This window comes from Pseudomonas spirodelae, assembly GCF_034653255.1.
GTDB classification, from domain to species: Bacteria; Pseudomonadota; Gammaproteobacteria; order Pseudomonadales; family Pseudomonadaceae; genus Aquipseudomonas; species Aquipseudomonas spirodelae.
On sequence record NZ_JAYEET010000033.1, the window covers coordinates 15716 to 38371 of the forward strand.

Below are 22656 nucleotides of genomic sequence, written 5' to 3' on the forward strand. Positions count from 1 at the left end.
CTACAGAAAAGCCTCTCAGACAAAGGTTTTAGGGCTAACCAGGCTTATTCAGCCGCGTGAAGTAGAGCCCAGGTAACTGGATGACATGATTTAGCATCGCGGCATGCCCACTCAGTACAATCGGGCCTTCCTGATCCTCTCTAGGGTGTACGTCAAAGCATCGGTTTTAGCAGCGGCCAGACGTTATCTAACAGTCGAGGCTGGGCTTCAGCGGTCGGGTGAATACCATCACTCTGCACCATGGAAGGCACGCCACCGATGCCCTCCAGCACAAAAGGCACCAACTCAGCACCAGTCTCAGCGGCGACTTGGGGAAACACCTCAGCGAACGCCGTGGTGTAGCGCACACCGTAATTAGGTGGTAAGCGCATGCCCAAAATCAGCACTTTGGCTCCTACCTTTTGTGATTGCTCAACCATGGCCGCAAGGTTTTGTTGCAATTGCATCGGCGGCTGACCACGCAGGCCATCGTTCCCCCCCAGCTCGATAATCACCAGCTCCGGCTGATGCTCTGTAAGTAGCGCAGGCAGCCGCGCGGCACCGCCTGCACTGGTATCGCCACTGATCGAGGCATTGACCACTCGATGGTCAAAACCCTGCTCAACCAGGCGTTTTTCCAGCAAAGCGACCCAGCCCTGGCGGGTATCCAGGCCAAAAGCCGCGCTGATACTATCGCCGACGACCAGTACGGTATCCGCGAACGCCGCCGGCCCCCAAAGCAGCAGGCTCAGGGCAGTACCGATCAACCACTTACGCATTGGATTCTCCATGAGCTCAAGTATTCTCACCGCGCGAAACCTTAGCAAAGTGGTCCCCAGCACGGAAGGCGAACTCACCATACTCCATGACCTGTCACTGGAGCTTGCCTCTGGTGACAGCTTGGCGATTGTTGGCAGCTCTGGCTCGGGTAAATCCACCCTACTCGGCCTACTTGCCGGCCTTGACCTGCCCAGCAGCGGCAGCGTTGTGTTGGCCGGTAACGACCTCGCTAGCCTCGACGAAGACCAGCGCGCCCGCGTGCGCGCCGAGCACGTCGGCTTTGTCTTCCAGTCTTTCCAGTTGCTCGACAGCCTTAATGCCCTGGAAAACGTCATGTTGCCGCTCGAACTCGAAGGCCGTGCCGATGCCCGCCAGCGCGCGCGAACCCTGCTGGAACGGGTTGGTCTGGGCCAGCGCCTGACTCACTACCCACGTCAACTCTCGGGGGGGGAACAACAGCGTGTGGCCATCGCCCGCGCCTTCGCCGCAGAACCGGCGGTGCTGTTTGCCGACGAACCCACCGGCAACCTCGACAGCCATACCGGTGAACGCATTAGCGATTTGTTGTTCGAGCTGAACAAGGAGCGCGGCGCGACCCTGGTCCTGGTCACTCATGACGAGCGTCTGGCGCACCGCTGCCATCGCCTGATCCGTCTTGAAGGCGGCCACTTGGTCGACCACGTGGAACCCTGATGAACCACCTGCCGTTTACCCGCCTGCTCTCCCTCGCCAGCCGCCAATTGCTACGCGATGCCCGCGCGGGCGAGCTGCGCGTACTGTTTTTCGCCCTGCTGATTGCGGTCGCCGCCAGCACGGCCATTGGCTACTTCAGCGCACGCCTGAATGACGGCATGCTGCTGCGCGCCACCGAGTTTCTGGCGGCAGACCTGCGCCTGACGGGCAGCTCGCCCAGCTCACCCGAGCAAATCAGCAGCGGTAAACAACTGGGGCTTGAGCATGCCCAGTTGGTCGAGTTCTCCAGTGTGATCGTCAGCGACTCCGGTATTCAGCTGGCCAGCGTCAAAGCGGCGGACAGCGCCTATCCATTACGCGGCGAATTGAAAAGCGCCGCCGCGCTCTACGACGCCGAACAAACCGGTCCTGGGCCGCAGCCCGGCGAAGCCTGGGCCGAAGCCCGGCTGTTTGTCGCGCTTAACCTTAAACCCGGCGACAGCGTGGAAGTCGGCGCGAAAACCCTGCGCCTGACCCGCGTGCTGACCTTCCTGCCAGATGAAGCCGGCGACTTCTATAGCCTGACCCCGCACCTGCTGATGCACCTCGATGACCTGGCCGCCACCGGCGTAGTGCAGCCCGGCAGCCGCGTGCGCTATCAAGAACTGTGGCGGGGCGACAGCGATGCCTTGGCGCAGTATCGCCAGAACATCACCCTTGCCGCCAACCAGCGCCTGGAAGATGCCAAAGATGGCAATCGCCAGGTCGGCAACGCCTTGGGCCGCGCGGAACGTTATCTGAACCTCGCCAGCCTCGCGGCCGTATTGCTCGCTGGGGTTGCCGTAGCCTTGTCGGCCGCCCGCTTTGCCGCCAGGCGTTTCGATGCCAGCGCGCTGCTGCGCTGTCTCGGGCTGTCACGTAAGCAGGCACTCAGCCTGTTCAGCCTGCAACTGGCGCTGCTAGGCATAACGGCCAGCCTGATCGGCGCGGGGCTGGGTTGGCTTTCCCAGCTGGCACTCTTCAACCTGCTGCAGGACCTGCTGCCCGCGCAGATTCCCCCTGGCGGTCTGTGGCCCGCCGTGGCCGGCATGGCCACAGGGCTGGTCGCCCTCGCTGGCTTTGCCTTGCCGCCCTTGGCCGCACTGGGCCGCGTACCGCCGCTGCGGGTTCTGCGCCGCGACTTGCTGCCCGTACCCGCCAGCTCCTGGCTGGTGTATGGCGCCGCCTTGCTGGCCCTAGGCCTGATCATGTGGCGCTTGAGCCTCGACCTGCAATTGACCTTTGCCCTGCTCGGCGGCGGCCTGGTGACCGCGGCGGTACTCGGCGGTTTAATCCTGCTCAGCCTACAAAGCCTGCGTCGCCTGCTGGCCGGTGTCTCGCTGCCCTGGCGACTGGGGCTGGGCCAACTGCTGCGTAACCCACTCGCCGCAGCGGGCCAGACGCTGGCGTTTGGCTTGATCATCCTGTCCATGGCGCTGATTGCCCTACTACGCGGTGAGCTACTCGACACCTGGCAAGATCAACTGCCCGAACAAGCACCCAACCACTTCGCCCTGAATATCCTACCGGCGGATAAAGATGCCTTCAGTGCTCGCCTGAGCGAACTGTCACCCCACCCCGCACCGCTCTTCCCGGTGGTGCCCGGCCGCCTGGTGATGATCAATGGCGAACCGGTACGGCAGATCGTCAGCAAAGAGTCGCAAGGTGAGCGCGCGATTCGCCGTGACCTTAGCCTGACCTGGGCAGCAGACCTACCCGCGGACAACACCCTCGTCGCGGGCAGCTGGTGGCGCGAGGCCGACAGCGGCGAGTTTCCAGGCGTATCGGTGGAGTCTGAGCTGGCCGAGAGCCTGCAACTGAAACTCGGCGACCGCCTGAGCTTCAGCGTCGGCGGCCTCAACCGTGATGCGGTGGTCAGCAGCCTGCGCGAAGTCGACTGGAACAATTTCCAGCCCAATTTCTACATGATCTTCCAGCCCGGCACCCTGCAGGACCTGCCAGTCACTTACCTGACCAGCTTCTACCTGCCGCCGCAGCAGGAGCAGCAACTGGTGGCGTTGTCACGCGCCTTCCCGGCCGTGACCTTGCTGCAGGTCGAAGCCCTGTTGGCACAGCTGCGCAGCATCCTCGCGCAGGTCACCCTGGCCATCGAGTTCGTTCTGCTGTTCGTGTTGGCGGCCGGGCTTGCCGTGCTGTTCGCTGGGCTGCAGTCCACGCTGGATGAGCGCATTCGCCAGGGCGCGCTGCTGCGCGCCTTGGGGGCCGAGCGCAGACTGCTGATCAAGGCGCGCCGCGCCGAATTCGGCCTGTTAGGTGCTTCGAGTGGGCTGTTGGCGGCATTTGGCTGTGAGCTGATCAGCTTCCTGCTCTACCGCTTTGCCTTCGATCTAGCCTGGCAGCCGCATCCCTGGTTGCTGTTGCTGCCGTTAATTGGCGCCTTACTGGTGGGCGGCGCCGGTATTCTCGGCACACGCCGGGCGTTAAATATCAGCCCGCTGACGGTGTTGCGCGAGGGCTGATAGACTCGCGCCTCACTTTTCTCTGCCGTCTGCGAGCCTGCTTTTAACCCAGCAGGCAGACACACAGCAGACGTTAAACAGGTTCTTATGAGTCGCTACCGCCCACCCCGCTCCGCTGGCACACCGTTGATTACCCCCGAGGGCGAGGCGCGCATGCGTGCCGAGCTGCATGAGCTGTGGCATGTGCGGCGCCCGCAGGTCACCCAATCGGTCAGCGAAGCCGCTGCGCAAGGCGATAGATCGGAAAACGCCGAGTACACCTACGGCAAGAAAATGCTGCGCGAGATCGACAGCCGCGTCCGTTTTTTGACCAAACGCCTGGAAAACCTCAAGGTCGTCAGCACCCGCCCCAGCGACCCGGATAAGGTCTACTTCGGCGCCTGGGTCACCCTGGAAGATGAAGAAGGCAGCGAGGCGCGCTACCGCATCATCGGCCCCGACGAGCTGGACCTGAAAAACAACCTAATCAGCATCGACTCCCCCCTGGCCCGCGCCCTGATCGGCAAAAGTCTGGACGCCGAAGTGCGGGTAAACACCCCGACTGGCGAGAAGACCTGGTACATCGTGGCCATCGACTACCCGTGAACGAGCCAAGCATGCCCTCCACCGCTGATACCCCCACCCAGCAAGCTTGCCTTGAATGGGATGAGCAGGGTCAACCGCTGTCCAGCCATTTCGCTGACGTGTACTTCTCCAATGAGAATGGACTGGCCGAAACACGCTACGTATTTCTTGCCAATAACCAGCTGCCTGAACGCTTCGCGGCGCTGCAGGCGCACGAGCACCTCGTCATTGGCGAAACCGGTTTTGGCACCGGGCTGAATTTCCTCTGCGCCTGGCAGCTGTTCGAACAACAGGCTGTAACAGGTGCCCACCTGCATTTTGTCAGCGTGGAAAAATACCCGCTAAACAAAGCCGACCTGCAGCGCGCCCTAGCCCTGTGGCCTGAACTGGCGCCCTACGCCGAGCAGCTGCTGGCGCAATACGTGGCGCTGCACCCAGGCTTTCAGCGCCTGGTGTTTGCCGGCGGGCGCGTCGTGCTCACCCTGCTGATTGGTGATGCGCTGGAGCTGCTGGGCCAGCTGGACGCCAGGGTCGACGCCTGGTTTCTCGACGGCTTCGCCCCAGCGAAGAACCCGGACATGTGGACGCCGGAGCTGTTTACTGAGCTGGCGCGGTTGTCGCACGCCAGCACCACGCTGGGCACCTTTACCAGCACCGGCTATGTGCGCCGCAGCCTGAACGATGCCGGTTTCAAAATGAAGCGCGTACCAGGCCTGGGGAAGAAATGGGAAGTGCTCAAGGGAACGTATGTCGGCAGCGTAGCCGTGCAGCACAAACCCTGGTTTGCCCGCCCCACACCACCAACCGAGGAGCGCAGCGCGCTAGTCATTGGTGCAGGCCTGGCGGGCTGCGCCACTGCTGCCAGTCTGGCCCAACGCGGCTGGCAGGTCACCCTACTGGAACGCCATAACGCCATCGCCCAGGAAGCCTCGGGTAACCCGCAAGGCGTGCTTTATCTCAAGCTCTCGGCCCATCACACCACGCTCTCGCGTCTGATTGTCAGCGGTTACGGCCACACCCGCCGGCTGCTGGAGGGCCTGCAGAAAAAGCAGCACTGGGATAATTGCGGCGTGCTGCAACTGGCTTTCGATGACAAGGAAGCGCAGCGCCAGAACCAACTTACTACGGCGTTCCCCGCCGACTTGCTGACCAACCTGGACAAAAACGCTGCCGAAGCCAAAGCCGGTATTGCCCTGCCTGCCGGCGGCCTATTCTACCCTGAGGCGGGATGGGTTCACCCTCCAGCACTGTGTGAACTGCTCAGCCAGCAGCCGACGATTCAGCTGCAACTGCACCAGGAAGCGCTAGAACTGCGCCGTGACGGTGACCGTTGGCAGGCCTGGAATGGCGAACAGCTACTGGCCAGTGCCAGCGTGGTGGTGCTGGCCAGCGCCGCCGAGATCAAGCGCTTTAGTCAAGCCGCGCACTTGCCCCTGAAACGTATCCGCGGACAGATCAGCCGCCTGCCCGCTACAGCAGCCAGTCGCTCGCTAAGCACCGTGGTGTGCGCAGAAGGCTATGTCGCCCCCGAACGCCAGGGCGAGCACACCCTAGGCGCAAGCTTTGACTTCAACAGCGACGACCTGGCGCTAAACAGCGCCGATCACGCGAGCAACCTGCAGTTATTAGAAGAGATATCGCCTGAACTGGCCAAGCAGCTTAATGCCGCTGAATTAGCGCCTGATCACCTACAAGGCCGCGCCGCGTTTCGCTGCACCAGCCCCGACTACCTGCCGATTGTCGGCCCGCTCGCCGATACAGCAGCTTTTAGCGAGGCCTATGCGGTGCTGAGCAAGGATGCCCGCCAAAACCCAGATACACCCTGCCCCTGGCTCGACGGCCTGTATATCAACAGCGGGCATGGCTCACGCGGGTTGATCACCGCACCGCTGTCAGGCGAGCTGATTGCCGCCTGGCTGAACGACGAGCCACTGCCAGTGCCTGCCGATGTGGCGCAGGCCTGCCATCCCAACCGCTTCGCCTTGCGTACGCTAATCCGCAACAAGCCATAACGCTTGTGCGCCTGCGAGCAGGCGCACAGCTCATCAACCGCGCAGGGTAAGGCGCCAGGCGCGGTGGATTTTCGGGTTGCGGGCAAAGTCAGGGTCGAGGGTTGATTCGCTGATGTCTTCCACCTGATAACGCGCAGCCAGGCTCGCATCGAGCTCGAACTTGCGGAAGTTATTGGAGAAATACAGCACCCCATCTTTGGCCAGGCGGGCCATGGCAAGGTCGAGCATCTGCACATGGTCGCGCTGGATGTCGAAGATGCCTTCCATGCGCTTGGAGTTGGAGAAGGTAGGCGGATCAATAAAGATCAGCTCGTACTCGCCACGATCCTCGGCCAACCAGGCCATCACGTCACCTTGTTCGAGCTTGTTCTTATCCGAATAGCCATTGAGCGAGAGGTTGCGGCGCGCCCAGTCCAGATAGGTTTTCGACAAGTCAACGCTGGTGGTGGTGCGCGCGCCGCCCTTGGCCGCATGCACGGTGGCCGTGGCGGTGTAGCAGAACAGGTTGAGGAAACGCTTACCAGACGCCTCTTTCTGAATGCGCAAACGCAGCGGACGGTGATCGAGGAACAGACCGGTATCCAGGTAGTCGGTGAGGTTAACCAGCAGTTTTACGCCGCCTTCGTTGACCTCCAAAAACTGCCCTTGGGTGGCCTGACGCTGGTACTGCTTGGTGCCGCTCTGGCGCTCGCGACGCTTGACCACCACCTTGCTCTTGTCGACACCCAAGGCCTGCGGAATTGCGGCGATGGCATCAAACATGCGCGCCTTGGCTTTCTCCGGATCAATCGACTTGGGCGCCGCATATTCCTGCACATGCACCCAATCACCATACAAATCCACTGCCATGGAATATTCCGGCATATCGGCGTCATACAGGCGGTAGCACTCAACGCCTTCCTTGCGCGCCCACTTGCCCAACTGCTTGAGGTTCTTCTGCAAACGGTTGGCAAACATCTGCCCGCCTTCGCTTAGGCGCGCCTGCTCGACCACCGGAGCAGGTGCAGGGGTCGGTTTGATTGGGTTGCCGTTCTTGTTGTACTGGCGCTCCACCGGCTCAAGCGGTGCCTTATCAGCCTCAGCCTGTTCCCGCTCGCGCTCACGCTGCTCAGGGGTACGACGCTCGCCCGTGACGAACTGCTCAGGCTGGACTTTGATGAGTAGCAACTTGCACGGCAATGCGCCGTTCCAGAAGGCATATTGCTTGTGGCTGCGAATGCCCATGCGCTTGCCCAAGTCCGGCGCGCCGGTGAACACCGCCGCTTCCCAGCCCATGCATGCCTGACGCAGGCGCTCACCGAGATTCTGGTAGAGGTAGAGCAGGCTCGCCTCATCACCCAGGCGCTCGCCGTAGGGTGGGTTACAGATCACCAGACCTTTCTGGTTCTGATCAGGACGTGGCTCAAAGGTCGCCACTTCGCCCTGGTAAACCTTGATCCAATCGCTCATTCCAGCGCGCTCGATGTTATTGCGTGCCGGCTGAATCAGGCGTGGGTCGGCTTCGTAACCGCGAATCCACAATGGCGGTTTGGCCATACCGGCGGCGGCGCGCTCTTCGGCCTCGGCATGCAGCTTTTTCCACAAGGCCGGTACGTGGCCCAGCCATTTGCTAAACCCCCATTGCTCGCGGGTCATGTTCGGCGCGATATCGGCGGCAATCATCGCCGCTTCTACCAAGAAGGTGCCGACACCGCACATCGGGTCGGCCAGCGCGCCGCCTTCAGCAGCAATGCGCGGCCAACCGGCACGGATCAGCACAGCGGCCGCGAGGTTTTCCTTCAGTGGCGCAGCGCCCTGCTGCAGACGATAACCGCGCTGGTGCAGGCTGTGGCCTGAGAGGTCGAGGGAGAGAATGGCCTCGCCGCGATCCAAACGCAGATGCACGCGCAGATCCGGGTTGATCTTATCGACCGATGGCCGTGTGCCGTCTTTCAGACGCAGCTTGTCGACGATGGCGTCCTTGACCTTCAACGCACCGAAATGCGTGTTGTCGATACCCGAACCATTGCCGCTGAATTCCACGGCCAGGCTGCCGGTGGACTCCAGGTGCTCGAACCAGTCGACCTCCAATACGCCCTCATACAGGCTCTGCGCGTCCTGCACGCTGTAGCGTTTGAGCACCAACAACACGCGGTTGGCCAGACGCGACCACAGGCACAGGCGATAGGCCGTTTCCATATCAGCCATGCCACGAATGGCCGACGTGTGCTCACGCGCCTCTTCAAGGCCGAGGCTGCTGGCTTCTTCGAGCAGCAAGCCTTCAAGGCCCTTGGGGCAGGTGAGGAAGAGTTCGTAACGATCCGACATGGGGGGTTCCAGTGCCTAAGGCAATCAACGGTGTACAGAAAAGTCAGCACAGCCAAAATAAGTGACAAAGCGTCGCAGCGCGACCCTTCGTCGGAATAAACAACAGTCTCAATCGCACTTAATTCGCGATAGCAAAATACCAGTACATACAGCGCCTATGCCCACAGCATAGGCGTTACAGCATTAAAACAGGACGCCTGGCACCGCCCTTATGGCTTGACCCTCAAAAAGGTTACGGCCTTATGACGAAACGGTCATTCACAGGCACCCGCGCATTGGTTAGAAATCACCTCAGGCCAATACCACAACGGTACTTGGCAAGGAGGCTCGCGACGCCGGCAGCGAACTCCGTCGGCAGATTATTTCTGCCTGACCTTGCGACAAGGTCTAAGGGACATAACAGTCAACATTGAGGGCTTCACCCTATGAGAAGACTTAAGCGTGATCCGTTAGAAAGAGCTTTTTTGCGCGGCTACCAATACGGCATCAGTGGTAAATCCCGCGAACTCTGCCCCTTCACCCTCCCCTCTGTGCGCCAAGCTTGGATAAACGGCTGGCGCGAAGGCCGCGGTGACAACTGGGACGGCATGACCGGCACGGCCGGCATCCATCGACTCAACGAACTTCACGCTGTCGGCTGATAAAGGAACCTACCGACTCACCAAGCACGCTCCACCCGAGCGGCGGGCGCGAGCCCAGGGGCTCCCTTAGGGAGCCCTTTTTTCATCTGCCAATTTTAGCTAAGGGGTTTGTGCGGTAGCGCGGCTATTGCATCGACCGCTTCGCGGATCAACGCCGGCCCTTTGTAGATAAACCCGGAATAAATTTGCACCAGACTAGCACCGGCGGCGATCTTCTCAGCCGCATGCTTACCTTCGGTAATACCGCCCACCGCAATGATCGGCAAACGCCCTTTCAGCTCGCGGGCCAGTACCTGAACAATATGAGTGCTCCTATCACGCACCGGTGCGCCGGACAGCCCGCCGGCCTCATCGGCACACTCCAGCCCATGCACCCCTTCACGGCTCAAGGTGGTATTGGTGGCAATCACCGCATCCATACCAGCTTCAACAAGCGCATTAGCCACTTCGATGGTTTCTTCATCACTCATGTCCGGGGCAATTTTGATCGCCAGCGGCACACGCTTGCCATGTTGCGCCGCCAGGTCTTCCTGACGCTGACGCAAGGCTTCGAGCAATTGCTTGAGCGAGTCACCAAACTGCAGGCTGCGAAGCCCTGGGGTGTTCGGCGAGCTGACGTTAACGGTGACGTAGCTGGCGTGCTGATAGACCTTGTCCAAGCACAGCAGGTAGTCATCCACTGCGTTCTCGACCGGGGTGTCGAAGTTCTTGCCAATGTTGATGCCCAGCACACCCTTGTATTTGGCCGCGTCTACACGAGCCAGCAAGTGATCAACACCGTGGTTGTTGAAACCCATGCGATTGATGATCGCCTCAGCTTCAGGCAAACGGAACAAACGCGGTTTGGGGTTACCTGGCTGCGGACGCGGCGTCACCGTACCAATTTCAACAAAGCCAAAGCCCAGCTGAGCAAAGCCGTCGATGGCGTCGCCATTCTTGTCCAGCCCAGCAGCCAACCCGACCGGGTTAGGGAATTCCAGCCCCATCACCTTAACTGGCAGAACCGCGGGTCTTTTGGTCAGTAAACCGTTAAGCCCCAAACGACCGCCGGCACCGATCAGGTCGATGGAAAGTTCGTGGGAGGCTTCAGGGGAGAGTTTAAACAGCAGCTCGCGGGCCAGGGTATACATGGGCAGGCTTAGCTCGATAAAGTAACAAAGGCCGCGATTATAGCTGGCCGCACGCCCGATAGGCGAGGCGCCTCGGCAGCATCAGCCCAAACGACGCAAACTGATTAACTCACCAGCCGCGCTGAACTCAAGCTCGAAGGAACCATAGACACCTTCGTGGGCTAGAAACGGCCGAAAATGGTGGGCTGGCACACTGACGCTGCGGCCATCGCGGCTTTTCACAAGTACCCGATTGGCACGTCCCTGATAGACGGCCCGCAAGCGTTCGGCCGATAACGCAATATCAAACACCAGACTGGGCATGGAGGCACCTTTGCAACTCATTGCAGTAATCTTGCCATACGCGGCGCGCATGCTAGGGGAAAAACCTGCCGATACCGCCGATAAAGCTTGTGCAGCGGTCGGCGGGCTCTGCCACACTTGCTATGGCGATTTTGGAGTTATTACCCGGTCATGAGTCTGCCTGAGCAACCCTCCACCCTTAGCTCACGCCTCGGTGCCCTGGCGCAACGACTGGGTTTTATTGGTCGCGGGCAACGCCAAATACTTGAACGCGCCAGTCGCTTACAACTGCCCTTTACCCCGTTGCCACCACTGCGTGAAACAATCTGCTGGCAAGACGGCCCACCCCTGCAGCGCCTGCTAGACCTGCCACGCAGCGCACTCTCCGGCCCGGTACAGGAAGACAAAGCCCAAGCGCATGCCATGCTGGTTGGGGTAATTGAGGCACAAGAACAACAGCTGACAGCATTCGACCTGCGCATGATCGATGGCGTATCCAACTGCGATCCTAAGCAAGCGAGCTACACCAGCTTTGAGGCCTTCGCCGCCAGCGAGTTGTGCCGCCAGGTACGCATCATCAGCTATAAGGACTTCGTCAAAACCATCAGCCTGGCGCTACCGCGCTTTCTTGCCGGCGAACGCATCATCCTGCGGCAAGCCAGCTGGCGCGGTGAGCGTATATTCTGGTCTGGTGATCACCACAATGAAGCGTTTGCTTGCGCCATTGCCTACGCCCGCCGACGCGAACTAGACGTCAACTTGCCTGCCGCACTGACCCAATACCGGTTGAGCAAACAAGGCCTGGCCAACTTACAGCAGCACTACCATGTACTGGCCATGCCGAGTGCGTCGTGGAGCGACGCTACATTTATGGCGTTGCTACTGGATAAGGGCCTGCCTTATGCGCGCCTATCTTTGCTCGCTGCCCCTGGTTCACCTGAGTTTCTGCTGCTGCCCAAGCATTCAACTGAAGCCACCGCCCTGGGGGAAGGTCTGCGCCTGGCGGGGGCGCCGGATGTGGTTGGGTATTTGCACCGACTTGCACATAACGAGCAATAACAAAGTACTGAGTTGTACTTAAAAGAAAGGGCCCGCTCATAAATCATAAATGAACGGGCCCTTTCGGTTACAACTACAGCAAGATCAAGCCGCTAGCGTCCCATTACCTAGCATGTTGTCGATGATATCGGCTGTCGACAGGCTGCCTCCCGCCGACAAGTCGACGCCAGCCAACGTGATCGTTTGATCTGCACCTGAGCTACCCAGATCACCCGTACTCGACACTTCAACCAACGTATTACCACCAGAAAAGCTCATATCGATGTAAGAGCCCAGCAGATTGGCTGAATTCGCGGTGCCACTAAAATCGAGTAATTCAGACAGGTTTAGCGCATCCATATCACCGGCAGTCTGGCCAAAGTCCATAACCACATCATGCCCCGTATCACCGGCCTTCCAGATGAAGGTGTCATTTCCGGCTCCGCCCGTTAGGGTGTCGTCCCCAGCCCCACCTATCAAGAAGTCATCATCAAGACCGCCCAATAGATTATCTGAGCCATTGCCACCCTCTAAGCGGTCAGAGCCGGCACCGCCATCCAGCGTATGCCCACCATCGCCAGCGATCAGCACATCACTGCCATCGGTGCCAACAAGATCGCCGGAGCCGGTCACAACATTGGGCGCAACATAGGCAGAGCCGCCAACCTTGACAACCAAGTGTGCAGAGGCTGTATCACCATCAGGCTGGGTCAGCATGTAGCTGAACATATCCTCTTTACCGATATTGCCCATGTCAGCATCAGGGGTATAGGTGTACGAACCGTCGTCGCTGATCACCAGGCTACCGTACGCACCCGCAATCGCCGTTCCAACACCGATAGCGACATAGCTTGAACCGTCCCAGATACTCAGTGCTGCGCCTTCTGCCCCTTTATCATCCACGGCTCCCCAAGGGTCGCTGCTAGCTATGTAGTTGTTGGGATCGGTCAGCACATTGCCACTTACTGCGCTGACATGAGTCACCAGCGTGGCAGCAGCCAAGGTCATCAGCGTGATGTTATCTAACTTGATGCGGTAGCTATCATTGTTATTTGAGCGATCATTCGCCTGGAAGTACATGCGATACACCCCACTTCCAAATGAAGCGGTATTGATCGTAACGTCCGTACTGCCAGTGTTTATGCTGTGCGATCCATCTTGGACGCTATCCCAGCTACTCGTGCCCGAGTTGTAGCGGAGCAGCTCCCAGTCAAATCGATCACCGTTACCGAAGTTATCCACTTCATCAATTTCAAATGACAACGTAGCTGTATCGCCCGCATCAACAGTAAATGTTGGTGTCGCGACCTTGGTACTGGTTGAGTTGCTGCTCGAACTGTCCGTCAAGCGCAGTTCACCGCTGTTCACTTCAACCCCGTTACGCCCTAGAGCCGTCACCCCCCACTTATTACCCGCAACGGATAACACGTCAGAATTGACCAACACACTCTGCCCGGTATTTGAGGTGTCAAACGTCCACGGATTGTAGCCAGCGCCGCTGTTACTACCATTGGTAGTGTCAGAGAAGTTAGCCAACACCCTACTGGTTTCAGCGCCCGGCACTTCCACCTGGCTGACAATGGCCTGGTTGTAGCTGTCAAAGGCGCCCACTTCACTGCTGTCAGTCGTGGTCAAGGACAGGGTAGCCGTTGACTGATCACCATCGGCGTCTTGAATGGTGTAGCTAAAGGTCTCAGTCAGATCGTCAGCCACATCTTGGCCCAAGTTGTAGGTGTAGACGCCCGTGCTGAAATTGATCGACAACGAGCCACCCGCTTGGGTATCGATGGTTAAGGTATCTCCAGAGAACTCTAATGAGGCAGTCGTATAGACCACTCCATTATGAGAGACAGCTACGATCGGTTGACTAGCAGGACCGTCGGCACCGAAGGCATCGTCAGCGTTGACGCCTACGCCACCCAAAGCATTGTCGTCACCCAATAGAACATTGCCGCTGAGCCCCCCACCAGTGATCTGACCAAGCAAGGCATCAATCAAGTCATCAAACTCATTGACCAGAATCGGGGTTTTGTCAGGGTCGCTGTCCAGATCCACATCCTCGAGGCGGTCCTCATTAACACCGCCACCGACGCCTATGGTGGTGACATTGATGCCACCGCTGGCCAGGAAATCAGCCCAGTCATCGGCCACATCATCTTCCAGCGAATTACCACCGGTCCCAGTCTGCTGATTAGGATTACCGTCGCTGATGAAAAACACTTGGTTATCCCAACCCGGTGTTGGGCTAAATGACACCATGGTCTGTTCAACAGCATCGGTGAAATCGGTCGAGCCACTGAATGGACGGTTAGCAATGATGTTATCCACCAGCGCTTCGAAGGCTGCCAATGTAGTCACAGGTGCATAAGCCAGCGAGTCCGAAGAAAAGGCTACGATGGTGATTTTCACATCACCGCTGGTGCCGTTAAACAGCGCCTGCCCTCCGGCCATAACAGCGTTCATCATGGTGGTGAATTCGCTGTTACTGATACTGCCGCTGGAGTCCAAGACAAAGGCAACATTGAAGTCCCCACCGCTCCCCTCGACCACGGTAGCAGTGTCGTTTTGGGCCAGCGGTGTATCGTCGTCGACGTTGATCGACAGCGAACCCTCGGCTTTGTCGCCGTCCTTGTCGGTTACCTGATAACTCAGGGTAAAGGACTGGTTGTTTTCCAAATCGGCATCGGCATGCTGGATCGGTTCGTTCTGGGTGACGGTGTAAACACCGGTAGCGGTGTTCAGCGTCAACGTCAGAACGGTGGTGGCGCCCTGCTTGACCAGCAGTTGTGAGCCATCCGCACTTGCATGGTAGGTGAAGCCGCCCGGCGCGCCCGAGTCCAGCCATTTCACCGTACCGGCACCGTCTGCACCAAAGTTGTGGTTCAAAGTGCCACCAGTGTTCACCGAATCGGCATCATCGGTACCATTTGGACCACCAGCTATGCCACCCGCCAGAGCGTCATCGTCCAATTGCACAGGCGCATTGGCACTGACGTTCGGCACATCGTCCTCTATCTGTACCAAGAAGCTGCCTGCCAGTGACACAGGATCAACCCCGTTACTGGCCTGCAGAATACTGGCGAAGTCCATCACCAACAGTTCGCCGTCATCGCCATTGCCCAGCGAATGGTCCAGTGGTTTGAGCAGGGTAAAGGTGTAATCGCCGTCACTTTCCACTTGTAAAGTGAATACGGTAACCGCACCGGCCTTGGCGCTCAGGGTATCGCCGACCACGCTGTACACCAGAGGCGTACTGCCAGATGAAGCACCAGCTAAGCCGCTGGTATTGCCGGACAAAATGAACTGTACGCCGGTAGACGGCCCGACCACCAAACTGCTGACGCTACCAGTTGCGATGGTGGTTTCTCCATCGTTATCGGTGATACCTCCAGACAGTTCATCCTCATCAACTTTAGCGATGACCGGACTGATGTCATCCACATACACCGATAGAGTCGCTTGAGACGGATCACCATCTTTATCGATGATGACATAATTGAATGTCTCGACTTGGTCACCACCGCCACTACTTGGAGCCCGATAGGTCCATGCACCTGTGGCGAAGTTGAAGTCCAATTTACCGCCATGGGTAGTGGGGATGTCGCTCAGTACCTGGTCGCCATCGAGTACACCATCCCAGTTGTAGGTGGTGCCATTGATCTCGATGGACATAATCCGGCCTGGGCCGTCAGCGCCATAGCCATCATCGTCACCAGTGCCACCGTTATCGACACCGTCGCTACCATGCAGCACATTGCCATTGACCAGACCGCCAACCACGTTATCCAACAGCGTATCGACTAGGTCGTCAAAGTCGTCGGCCCGCAGCGGGTCGTTGTTCGGCCCGGCATCCATGTCAACGTCTTCTAGGCGCTGATCAATGATGCCGTTGCCTACACCTACTGTGGTGACAGTGATCCCGTTAGTGTCGACAAAGGTATTCCAGGCCGCCGCAGTTGCGTCAGTCAGCGAATGACCTCCTGTGCCTGTCTGCTCGTTGGGGTTGCCATCGCTGATAAACACAACCTGATTGTTCCAGCCGGGCTGTGGTGCATAGGAAACCATGGTCTGCTGGATCGCATCGGTGAAGTCAGTAGTGCTGTCTAGAGGCCGAACCCCACCTGGCTCCAACGGGTTGAGGGAGTTCACCAAATTAGTGAACGCAGTGATGTCGCTGGTTACCGGGTAGCCGATCGAATCGTTCGAAAAAGCCACAATCTGAATCTGCACTGCACCGGCGGCATTATTGAACAGCGTCTGACCGGCTGTACGTACAGCATCGAGCATCAGATTTAGCTCGGCATTATCAATGCTGCCGCTAAAATCGAGGACGAACACCATGTTGATGTTCTGAGTCTGACCGGTGCCGACATAGGCCACATCGTCCTGTGCCTCAGGGGTATCGTCATCAACATTGATGGCCAAGGTCCCGTCGGCTACATCTCCATCTTTATCGGTAACCCGATAGTTGAGAATGAAGGCCTGATTATTCTCCTGATCAGCATCAGCATGCAGGATTGGCGCGTTCTGAGTAACAGTGTAAGCACCGCTCGTACTGTTCAATGTCACTGTCAGAACAAGGGTTGCGTCCTGACTGATCAATAGAGAACCGCCAGGCCCTGACGCGTATGTGAAGTCTGCTGGCGCACCACTGGTAAGCCACTGCACGCTCCCTTCGCCATCAGCACCGAAGTCCAGACCAAGCGTACCGCTAATATTCAAATCGTTGCCGTCATCACCAATGCCGTCCGGGATGCCATTGGCCAGAGCGTCGTCGTCCAGTTGCACCATGTTATTAGGTAGCACGCTTGGGCCATCATCTTTGAAGCTAATGGCGGTACCAATATCAATGTTTGCACTGGCTTGGTCACCATCACCATCAGTCACGGTAGCGCCCAAACTGACGTGACCAGCGCCAAGGAATTGGGCTTCGTCAGGATCGCCCGTGGGATGAACGATAGCGCGTAACTGATCCAACTTGACCGTGCCTGTCGCATCGACGCTCAGAGTAAAAACGAGTTCGTCGCTCACCGAAGTGCGGCCTTCAATAACACCGGCATTGAAACTGAGGACCACAGCCTCATTGGTTTCTGTATCAACCAAGCCGGTGTTGGCGTTCTGCACACTCAGTTCGTAAGTCAGACTCTGCTGGCCGTCCGCACCCGGTTGCACATTGAACACACCACTGAAGTTAGCTGTGGCATCAATGCTGAAGTCGGATTCATCGACCTGCAGCGAGGTACCCCAGGTGACATTGGTGCTGACATCGTTGTAGTCGTAATCCGAGGTGAGTGTTTTGTCTTCCCAGTTCTGGTTACCAGCGTTACCAGTGTCCTGCAAATGCGAACCACCAGGGTTCAGGCTGGCATCACTGAACAGCACATTGGCGCCGTCTGCACCTACCAGTGGCACACCACCCAGCTGCGCCTGCCACTGGCCGGCGACAAACTCAAAGGTCACTACCGAACCATTAGCCAGAGCTGCATTGGCTCCGCCGTTAGGGATGATAAAGAAGCCGGTATTGGCAGGGTCCAAGCCACTGAGATCACCCACATCACCAACGGACTGGGCATGCACATTGGCCCAGATCACTTTACCGTCTACTGGTGAACCATCTGGTGCCTTGTTGTAGTAGCCATAGGAATTGCTGAAGCCGGCATCCGTTCCTTGGAAGGTTACAAAAGAGCTGACGCCGAGACTGCCCGCTTGGATGGTCGGCGTATCGTCATCAATGGCTACTACCAGCGACCCAGTTGCAGAGTCGTTATCGCCATCAGTAACGGTGTAGCCAATGTTCAAGATGATGTCATTTTCATCACCGCCTGGCAGATGCATCAATGGCTGCAACAGGTTGACGGTGTAGGCTCCACTCTCTAGATCAGTGAGCTGAACGGTGATCAGCGCACCACGAGCTGAGCTGATGGTTAGCGTCTTACTGCCGGCTGCCCAAGTGGATGTAACATCCTCGGAACCAAGTATTGCCGGCCCGCTGAGAACAATGGATTTAAGCCCATCAGCACCTGCAGCAAATACCAAGTTTCCACTGGTGCTGGTTTCGGCACCAGTAGCATCGCCAAGACCGCCATTGATACCACCAGCAAGGCCTTCATCATCGAGAACAACAGCTGCAATAGTCTGACCTGCAGTTGGAGCATCGTCCTCGAAACGGATCAGATGCCCAATATCGACCTTGTCGACTGCTACGTCACCGTCACCATCGGTAATCGTTAGCACTGCTTTGATTTTTCCGCTGAGATCCAACGCCTCATCGGCACTGCTACCGTCAGGGTGCCGAAGCGACATGTACTGCGCCACGCTCAGCTTGCCATCACCGTCGATGGCTACAGCAAACGCAGCTTTGCCAAAACCATTCACACGCCCGACGATTAAATCGCCCTCCAAGAACAGGCGAATGATGGTGCCATCGGTAGTTCTCAACCCCGAATTCATACCATCGCCACCTTGCAAGGCCAGGCTTAGCTCACTTGTTGCACCCTCATCATCTTGCCCTGTACTGCTACCTGCAGCGCTGACCACTGAACCGCTACTTTGCGCATAACCAATTGGATCTAAATCAGTACCAAGCGAATTTATATCGGTGCCAAGAGTGTCTAGCGACGCAAAGAGTGCTGACAGATCTGCCACGTCATTGTCGTTGGCGTCACCGGGGATAAGTGGCGTTTCAGTTGCATTCTGCAGCCCATGGGACTCATCGTGGGTGACACCTGCATTGCTGACCACACTGAGTAAAGCTGTAGGACCATCGTCCTCAAAGCGAATGGCGCTGCCAATATTGACTTTATCGACCGCCACATCGCCGTCACCATCCGTCACGGTCACAACCGCCTGTATCTTGCCCGCCAGGCTTATGGCCTCGTCATAGTTGCTGCCACTGATCGGATGTTGCAGCGAGACGTATTGCGCCACGCTGACCGTGCCATCATCACCAATAGCAATGGCAAACGCAGCCTTGCCAGCATCCGGCCCGCCAACGACACGGCCTACAACTAAGTAGTTTTCCACAGAAAGGTTGATGGCATACCCAGCGGTGGTCATCAGGCCCGAAGCAACGCCGTTACCGCCTACAACGGCTAGACTAAGGACCGAAGTTGCGCCCTCTTGATCCTGCCCAGAATCGCTGCCTGCTGTACTGACCAAGGGCTCACTGCTTTGCGCGTACCCCTCGGGCAAAAGATCGCCACCTTTGTTAGTAACACTGCTAAACAGCGTGGCAATGTCTCGGACGTCATTGTCATTAGCATCTCTAGGGGGGGTTGGTGTGGCCGTGGCATTCTGCAAGCCCTGCGACTCGTCATGCACAACACGAACACCACTCACAATTTTAATGTCGGCAACAGGGCCGTCATCTTCAAAGCTGAATACACCTGCCGCGCCGAGGTCTATCGAGACGCTGTCGCTGTCACCATCTCCGTCGGTCACGGTCTGGGTCAGCAGCAGTACGTCGTCGCCCAAGGACAGCACTTCACTGTCGTCCGCATCCGCGGTGTCGTCATGCCAAATGTTGTCCAGCAGATCTAGGGTCACTTCGCCACTGACTGGGTCGATGGTCAGGGTGAAATACGCCACGCCACCGGCACTGCCGGTGATCACGTTGCCCAACTGGTTCAGGACAATCTGCGCCCCTTGACCCAGCGGCGCACTGGCATCTACCGCATACAAGCCGCTCGGCACATTCGCGCCGCTCAACTCCAGGCTGTACACCGTGGCGTCATCACCTGCCGCCGCACCGTCGGCACCAAACGCACTGTCAAACTGCGACTGCACTATCGCGGCGCTCAGCACGGCTGAAGGGATGCCATCGCCCTGGACTCCGTTCAAGCTCACCAGGCTTTCGTCCACACGCACGGAGCCCAGCTCGCGAGGTTGTTCGCTGAGTTGCGCCAGTGGGCCATCGTCTTCGAAGCTGAAGGCCCCTGCTGCACCGAGGTCAATGGAAACGCTGTCGCTGTCACCATCTCCGTCGGTCACGGTCTGGGTCAGCAGCAGTACGTCGTCGCCCAAGGACAGCACTTCGCTGTCGTCCGCATCCGCGGTGTCGTCATGCCAAATGTTGTCCAGCAGATCCAGGGTCACTTCGCCACTGACTGGGTCGATGGTCAGGGTGAAGTACGGCACACCACCGGCGCTGCCGGTGATCACGTTGCCCAGCTGGTTCAGGACAATCTGCGCCCCTTGACCCAGCGGCGCACTGGCATCCACCGCATACAAGCCGCTCGGCACATTCGCGCCGCTCAACTCCAGGCTGTACACCGTGGCGTCATCACCTGCCGCCGCACCGTCGGCACCAAACGCACTGTCAAACTGCGACTGCACTATCGCGGCGCTCAGCACGGCTGAAGGAATGCCATCGCCCTGGACTCCGTTCAAGCTCACCAGGCTTTCGTCCACACGCACGGAGCCCAGCTCGCGAGGTTGTTCGCTGAGTTGCGCCAGTGGGCCATCGTCTTCGAAGCTGAAGGCCCCTGCTGCACCGAGGTCTATCGAGACGCTGTCGCTGTCACCATCTCCATCGGTCACGGTCTGGGTCAGCAGCAGTGCACCCTCGGCCAGGGACAGCACTTCGCTGTCATCGGCATCGGCGGTGTCGTCATGCCACACGTTGTCCAGCAGATCCAAGGTCACTTCGCCACTGACTGGGTCGATGGTCAGGGTGAAGTACGGCGCACCACCGGCGCTGCCGGTGATCACGTTGCCCAGCTGGTTCAGGACAATCTGCGCCCCTTGACCCAGCGGCGCACTGGCATCTACCGCATACAAGCCGCTCGGCACATTCGCGCCGCTCAACTCCAGGCTGTACACCGTGGCGTCATCACCTGCCGCCGCACCGTCGGCACCAAACGCACTGTCAAACTGCGACTGCACTATCGCGGCGCTCAGCACGGCTGAAGGGATGCCATCGCCCTGGACTCCGTTCAAGCTCACCAGGCTTTCGTCCACACGCACGGAGCCCAGCTCGCGAGGTTGTTCGCTGAGTTGCGCCAGTGGGCCATCGTCTTCGAAGCCAATGCGTGAACCCAGCTCAACAGTCGTGGAGGTTGCCGAGTCCCCGTCATTATCATAAACCTTGACCGTCACCCCTATCAGGTCTTCGCCAATAACGGCCATGTTGTCGTGGTTGTTACCATCACTGCCATGGTCGACAGCAGCATATTGGGTGACAGAAACAGCACCCGTGCTCGGGTCGATGCTGATTCGGAATACAACTAAGCCACCGTCGGCAATCCCCAGAATGTCGCCAGCATCGGTACCGTCGCCGCCCACAAACGATAATAAGATAGGGCCGCCAGCTGTAGCGGTAAGGCCAGAATCGACTCCGTCTTCTGACAAGGTCAGCGAGAATTCTCTGGCCTCAAGGTTCTCACCATCAGCTCCAGGGTCGACAGCCAGCGAGAAAATGCTTTCCAGATTGAAGCTGGCGTAGCCAATAACGCCCGTTTCGCTTCCGGCATAACCGCTTTCATCGTTGTTTTGAGCTTGGCCTGGCTCATCTTTGATTGAACCACCCGTACCGACTGACTCATCCACAACAAGCAGACTACTCTGCTCGGAAATATCAAATCGCAGGATGCTTGGGCCATCGTCATAGATCGCAATCGTAAGTGGAGTCGCTGGTGACACATCACCATCACCGTCAACCACACGCACAGAAAACGGGTCGAGAATCTGATCATCAGCCCCAACCGCATCTGGAATCGAATGATTGAGCGTGTTATCGGCCAGGATGTAAGTCCAGTTGCCGGCAGCATCAAACACCAATTGCCCATAAATGCCCTGGACCACACCGCCGCCCTGCACGTTGATCCACACCCCATCCTTATCTAGCACCTGAATAGCAGAGATACCGTCGGGGGAATTGATGACCAATGAGCCGGACACGTTTTCAGCATTGCTGCCAGGGTTCGAACCGGCTTGGCCATCAAGGTTAGTTGGCGCATCAGGATTGAGCGCGGCTTCCTCGACTACACCTGGCCCGGCAACCACTGAGCCTTCTTGATCGAAGTAAATGATCCCAACCGTGGGCGAAAATTCAGGAGCGTCATCAGCCACCGCAGGCTCAGGATCTGGAAACTCCGGCCCACTACTCAGCCCTGCGGTCGGGAAGCCAATAATTGGCTCGAGCGCACCAGCGGTTTCACCCAAGAGTACAAACGAGTGACCGCCACCCGCGGCACCTGGCGCCCCACCAGCCCCGGGACCAGCAGCAGTTGCCTCGCCTTCAAGTGTTGGGTCGACACCCGCCTCAATAGCCGCTTGCAACCTTTCGACATAAGTCAGATCACTATCGCTGGGCGTTTCTGCTGGCACTTGCTCTGAGGGGGATGACTGATTGGAGCTGTCTGCAAGCATTTGTTCATTAAGACTGAGACTGCTTTCGCGCCCAAGGGTTAGCAGCTGCCCATTACTCATGGCGACAGAGATCGCTCCTGACGGCCCTGTGACAATTCGCTCCCCTGCAAAAACTCGATCACCTTCACTAAGTGGCCGACGCGTTCCGTCGCCAGCTACTGCATAGACTTCGCCGATAACTTGGCTGACGACACCAATCAAAGTAGCCATGATTCCATCCTCACTACAACTGCCGACCACCGTCGACACGTATGTCAAAAGGATCAAACACACCTACAAGGAAGAATAGAAACAGCTGTTTGATAATTAAGACGTTTTTCTCAAATAACTAAACGACAAAAAAATGTCACCAAAACCACGTCGC

11 protein-coding genes are annotated in these 22656 nt (G+C 58.1%); 6 read left to right on the top strand and 5 right to left on the bottom strand.

The features are described from left to right. Positions 1–152 precede the first annotated feature (152 nt). The gene (locus SOP97_RS09645; protein WP_274086714.1) at positions 153–758 is read right to left on the bottom strand and encodes an arylesterase; all 606 of its coding nucleotides are present in this window, start codon (positions 756–758) and stop codon (positions 153–155) included. Between the two features lie 10 nt (positions 759–768). Between SOP97_RS09645 and SOP97_RS09650 the strand changes: the two genes are divergently transcribed. The 4 genes from SOP97_RS09650 (at position 769) to mnmC (ending at position 6526) form a co-directional block, all read left to right on the top strand. Continuing rightward, on the top strand, positions 769–1452 hold the full coding sequence (locus tag SOP97_RS09650; protein WP_322949071.1) for an ABC transporter ATP-binding protein: 684 nt from the start codon (positions 769–771) through the stop codon (positions 1450–1452). After that, entirely contained in the window at positions 1452–3950 is a 2499-nt protein-coding gene (locus SOP97_RS09655; protein WP_322949072.1) for an ABC transporter permease, read from the top strand. The genes SOP97_RS09650 and SOP97_RS09655 overlap by 1 nt, the downstream gene beginning before the upstream one ends. An 87-nt stretch (positions 3951–4037) precedes the next feature. Continuing rightward, positions 4038–4535 carry a transcription elongation factor GreB gene (greB, locus tag SOP97_RS09660; protein ID WP_322949073.1) on the top strand — a complete coding sequence of 166 codons (498 nt, stop codon included), beginning with the start codon at positions 4038–4040 and terminating at the stop codon, positions 4533–4535. 11 nt (positions 4536–4546) lie between these two features. Continuing rightward, the gene (gene mnmC / locus SOP97_RS09665; protein ID WP_322949074.1) at positions 4547–6526 is read left to right on the top strand and encodes a bifunctional tRNA (5-methylaminomethyl-2-thiouridine)(34)-methyltransferase MnmD/FAD-dependent 5-carboxymethylaminomethyl-2-thiouridine(34) oxidoreductase MnmC; all 1980 of its coding nucleotides are present in this window, start codon (positions 4547–4549) and stop codon (positions 6524–6526) included. Between the two features lie 33 nt (positions 6527–6559). On the opposite strand, the gene rlmKL is transcribed toward mnmC, so the two are convergent. After that, a complete protein-coding gene (gene rlmKL, locus SOP97_RS09670) occupies positions 6560–8833 on the bottom strand; it encodes a bifunctional 23S rRNA (guanine(2069)-N(7))-methyltransferase RlmK/23S rRNA (guanine(2445)-N(2))-methyltransferase RlmL (RefSeq protein WP_322949075.1) in 2274 nt (757 codons plus the stop codon). Between the two features lie 425 nt (positions 8834–9258). Between rlmKL and rmf the strand changes: the two genes are divergently transcribed. Continuing rightward, positions 9259–9474, top strand: a complete 216-nt coding sequence (gene rmf, locus SOP97_RS09675; protein ID WP_274086720.1) for a ribosome modulation factor — start codon at positions 9259–9261, stop codon at positions 9472–9474. Between the two features lie 95 nt (positions 9475–9569). Here the strand turns inward: rmf and SOP97_RS09680 are convergent, their stop codons facing one another. Then, positions 9570–10604 carry a quinone-dependent dihydroorotate dehydrogenase gene (locus tag SOP97_RS09680; protein ID WP_322949076.1) on the bottom strand — a complete coding sequence of 345 codons (1035 nt, stop codon included), beginning with the start codon at positions 10602–10604 and terminating at the stop codon, positions 9570–9572. Between the two features lie 81 nt (positions 10605–10685). Then, on the bottom strand, positions 10686–10907 hold the full coding sequence (locus SOP97_RS09685) for a DUF2835 domain-containing protein (protein WP_274086722.1): 222 nt from the start codon (positions 10905–10907) through the stop codon (positions 10686–10688). Between the two features lie 150 nt (positions 10908–11057). Between SOP97_RS09685 and SOP97_RS09690 the strand changes: the two genes are divergently transcribed. Next, positions 11058–11945 carry a DUF6685 family protein gene (locus tag SOP97_RS09690; RefSeq protein ID WP_322949077.1) on the top strand — a complete coding sequence of 296 codons (888 nt, stop codon included), beginning with the start codon at positions 11058–11060 and terminating at the stop codon, positions 11943–11945. A gap of 84 nt (positions 11946–12029) precedes the next feature. Here SOP97_RS09690 and SOP97_RS09695 read toward each other — a convergent pair whose 3' ends face one another. Beyond that, positions 12030–22502, bottom strand: coding sequence for a retention module-containing protein (locus tag SOP97_RS09695; RefSeq protein WP_322949078.1), 10473 nt, complete (start codon positions 22500–22502; stop codon positions 12030–12032). Between the last annotated feature and the right edge of the window lie 154 nt (positions 22503–22656).

Bases quoted from the DNA above. Each gene is read 5' to 3' on its own strand.
- rmf (WP_274086720.1), top strand. From the start codon at position 9,259: ATGAGAAGACTTAAGCGTGATCCGTTAGAAAGAGCTTTTTTGCGCGGC.
- SOP97_RS09690 (WP_322949077.1), top strand. From the start codon at position 11,058: ATGAGTCTGCCTGAGCAACCCTCCACCCTTAGCTCACGCCTCGGTGCC.
- mnmC (WP_322949074.1), top strand. From the start codon at position 4,547: ATGCCCTCCACCGCTGATACCCCCACCCAGCAAGCTTGCCTTGAATGG.
- SOP97_RS09680 (WP_322949076.1), bottom strand. From the start codon at position 10,604: ATGTATACCCTGGCCCGCGAGCTGCTGTTTAAACTCTCCCCTGAAGCC.
- greB (WP_322949073.1), top strand. From the start codon at position 4,038: ATGAGTCGCTACCGCCCACCCCGCTCCGCTGGCACACCGTTGATTACC.
- SOP97_RS09695 (WP_322949078.1), bottom strand. From the start codon at position 22,502: ATGGCTACTTTGATTGGTGTCGTCAGCCAAGTTATCGGCGAAGTCTAT.
- SOP97_RS09655 (WP_322949072.1), top strand. From the start codon at position 1,452: ATGAACCACCTGCCGTTTACCCGCCTGCTCTCCCTCGCCAGCCGCCAA.
- SOP97_RS09650 (WP_322949071.1), top strand. From the start codon at position 769: ATGAGCTCAAGTATTCTCACCGCGCGAAACCTTAGCAAAGTGGTCCCC.
- SOP97_RS09685 (WP_274086722.1), bottom strand. From the start codon at position 10,907: ATGCCCAGTCTGGTGTTTGATATTGCGTTATCGGCCGAACGCTTGCGG.
- SOP97_RS09645 (WP_274086714.1), bottom strand. From the start codon at position 758: ATGCGTAAGTGGTTGATCGGTACTGCCCTGAGCCTGCTGCTTTGGGGG.
- rlmKL (WP_322949075.1), bottom strand. From the start codon at position 8,833: ATGTCGGATCGTTACGAACTCTTCCTCACCTGCCCCAAGGGCCTTGAA.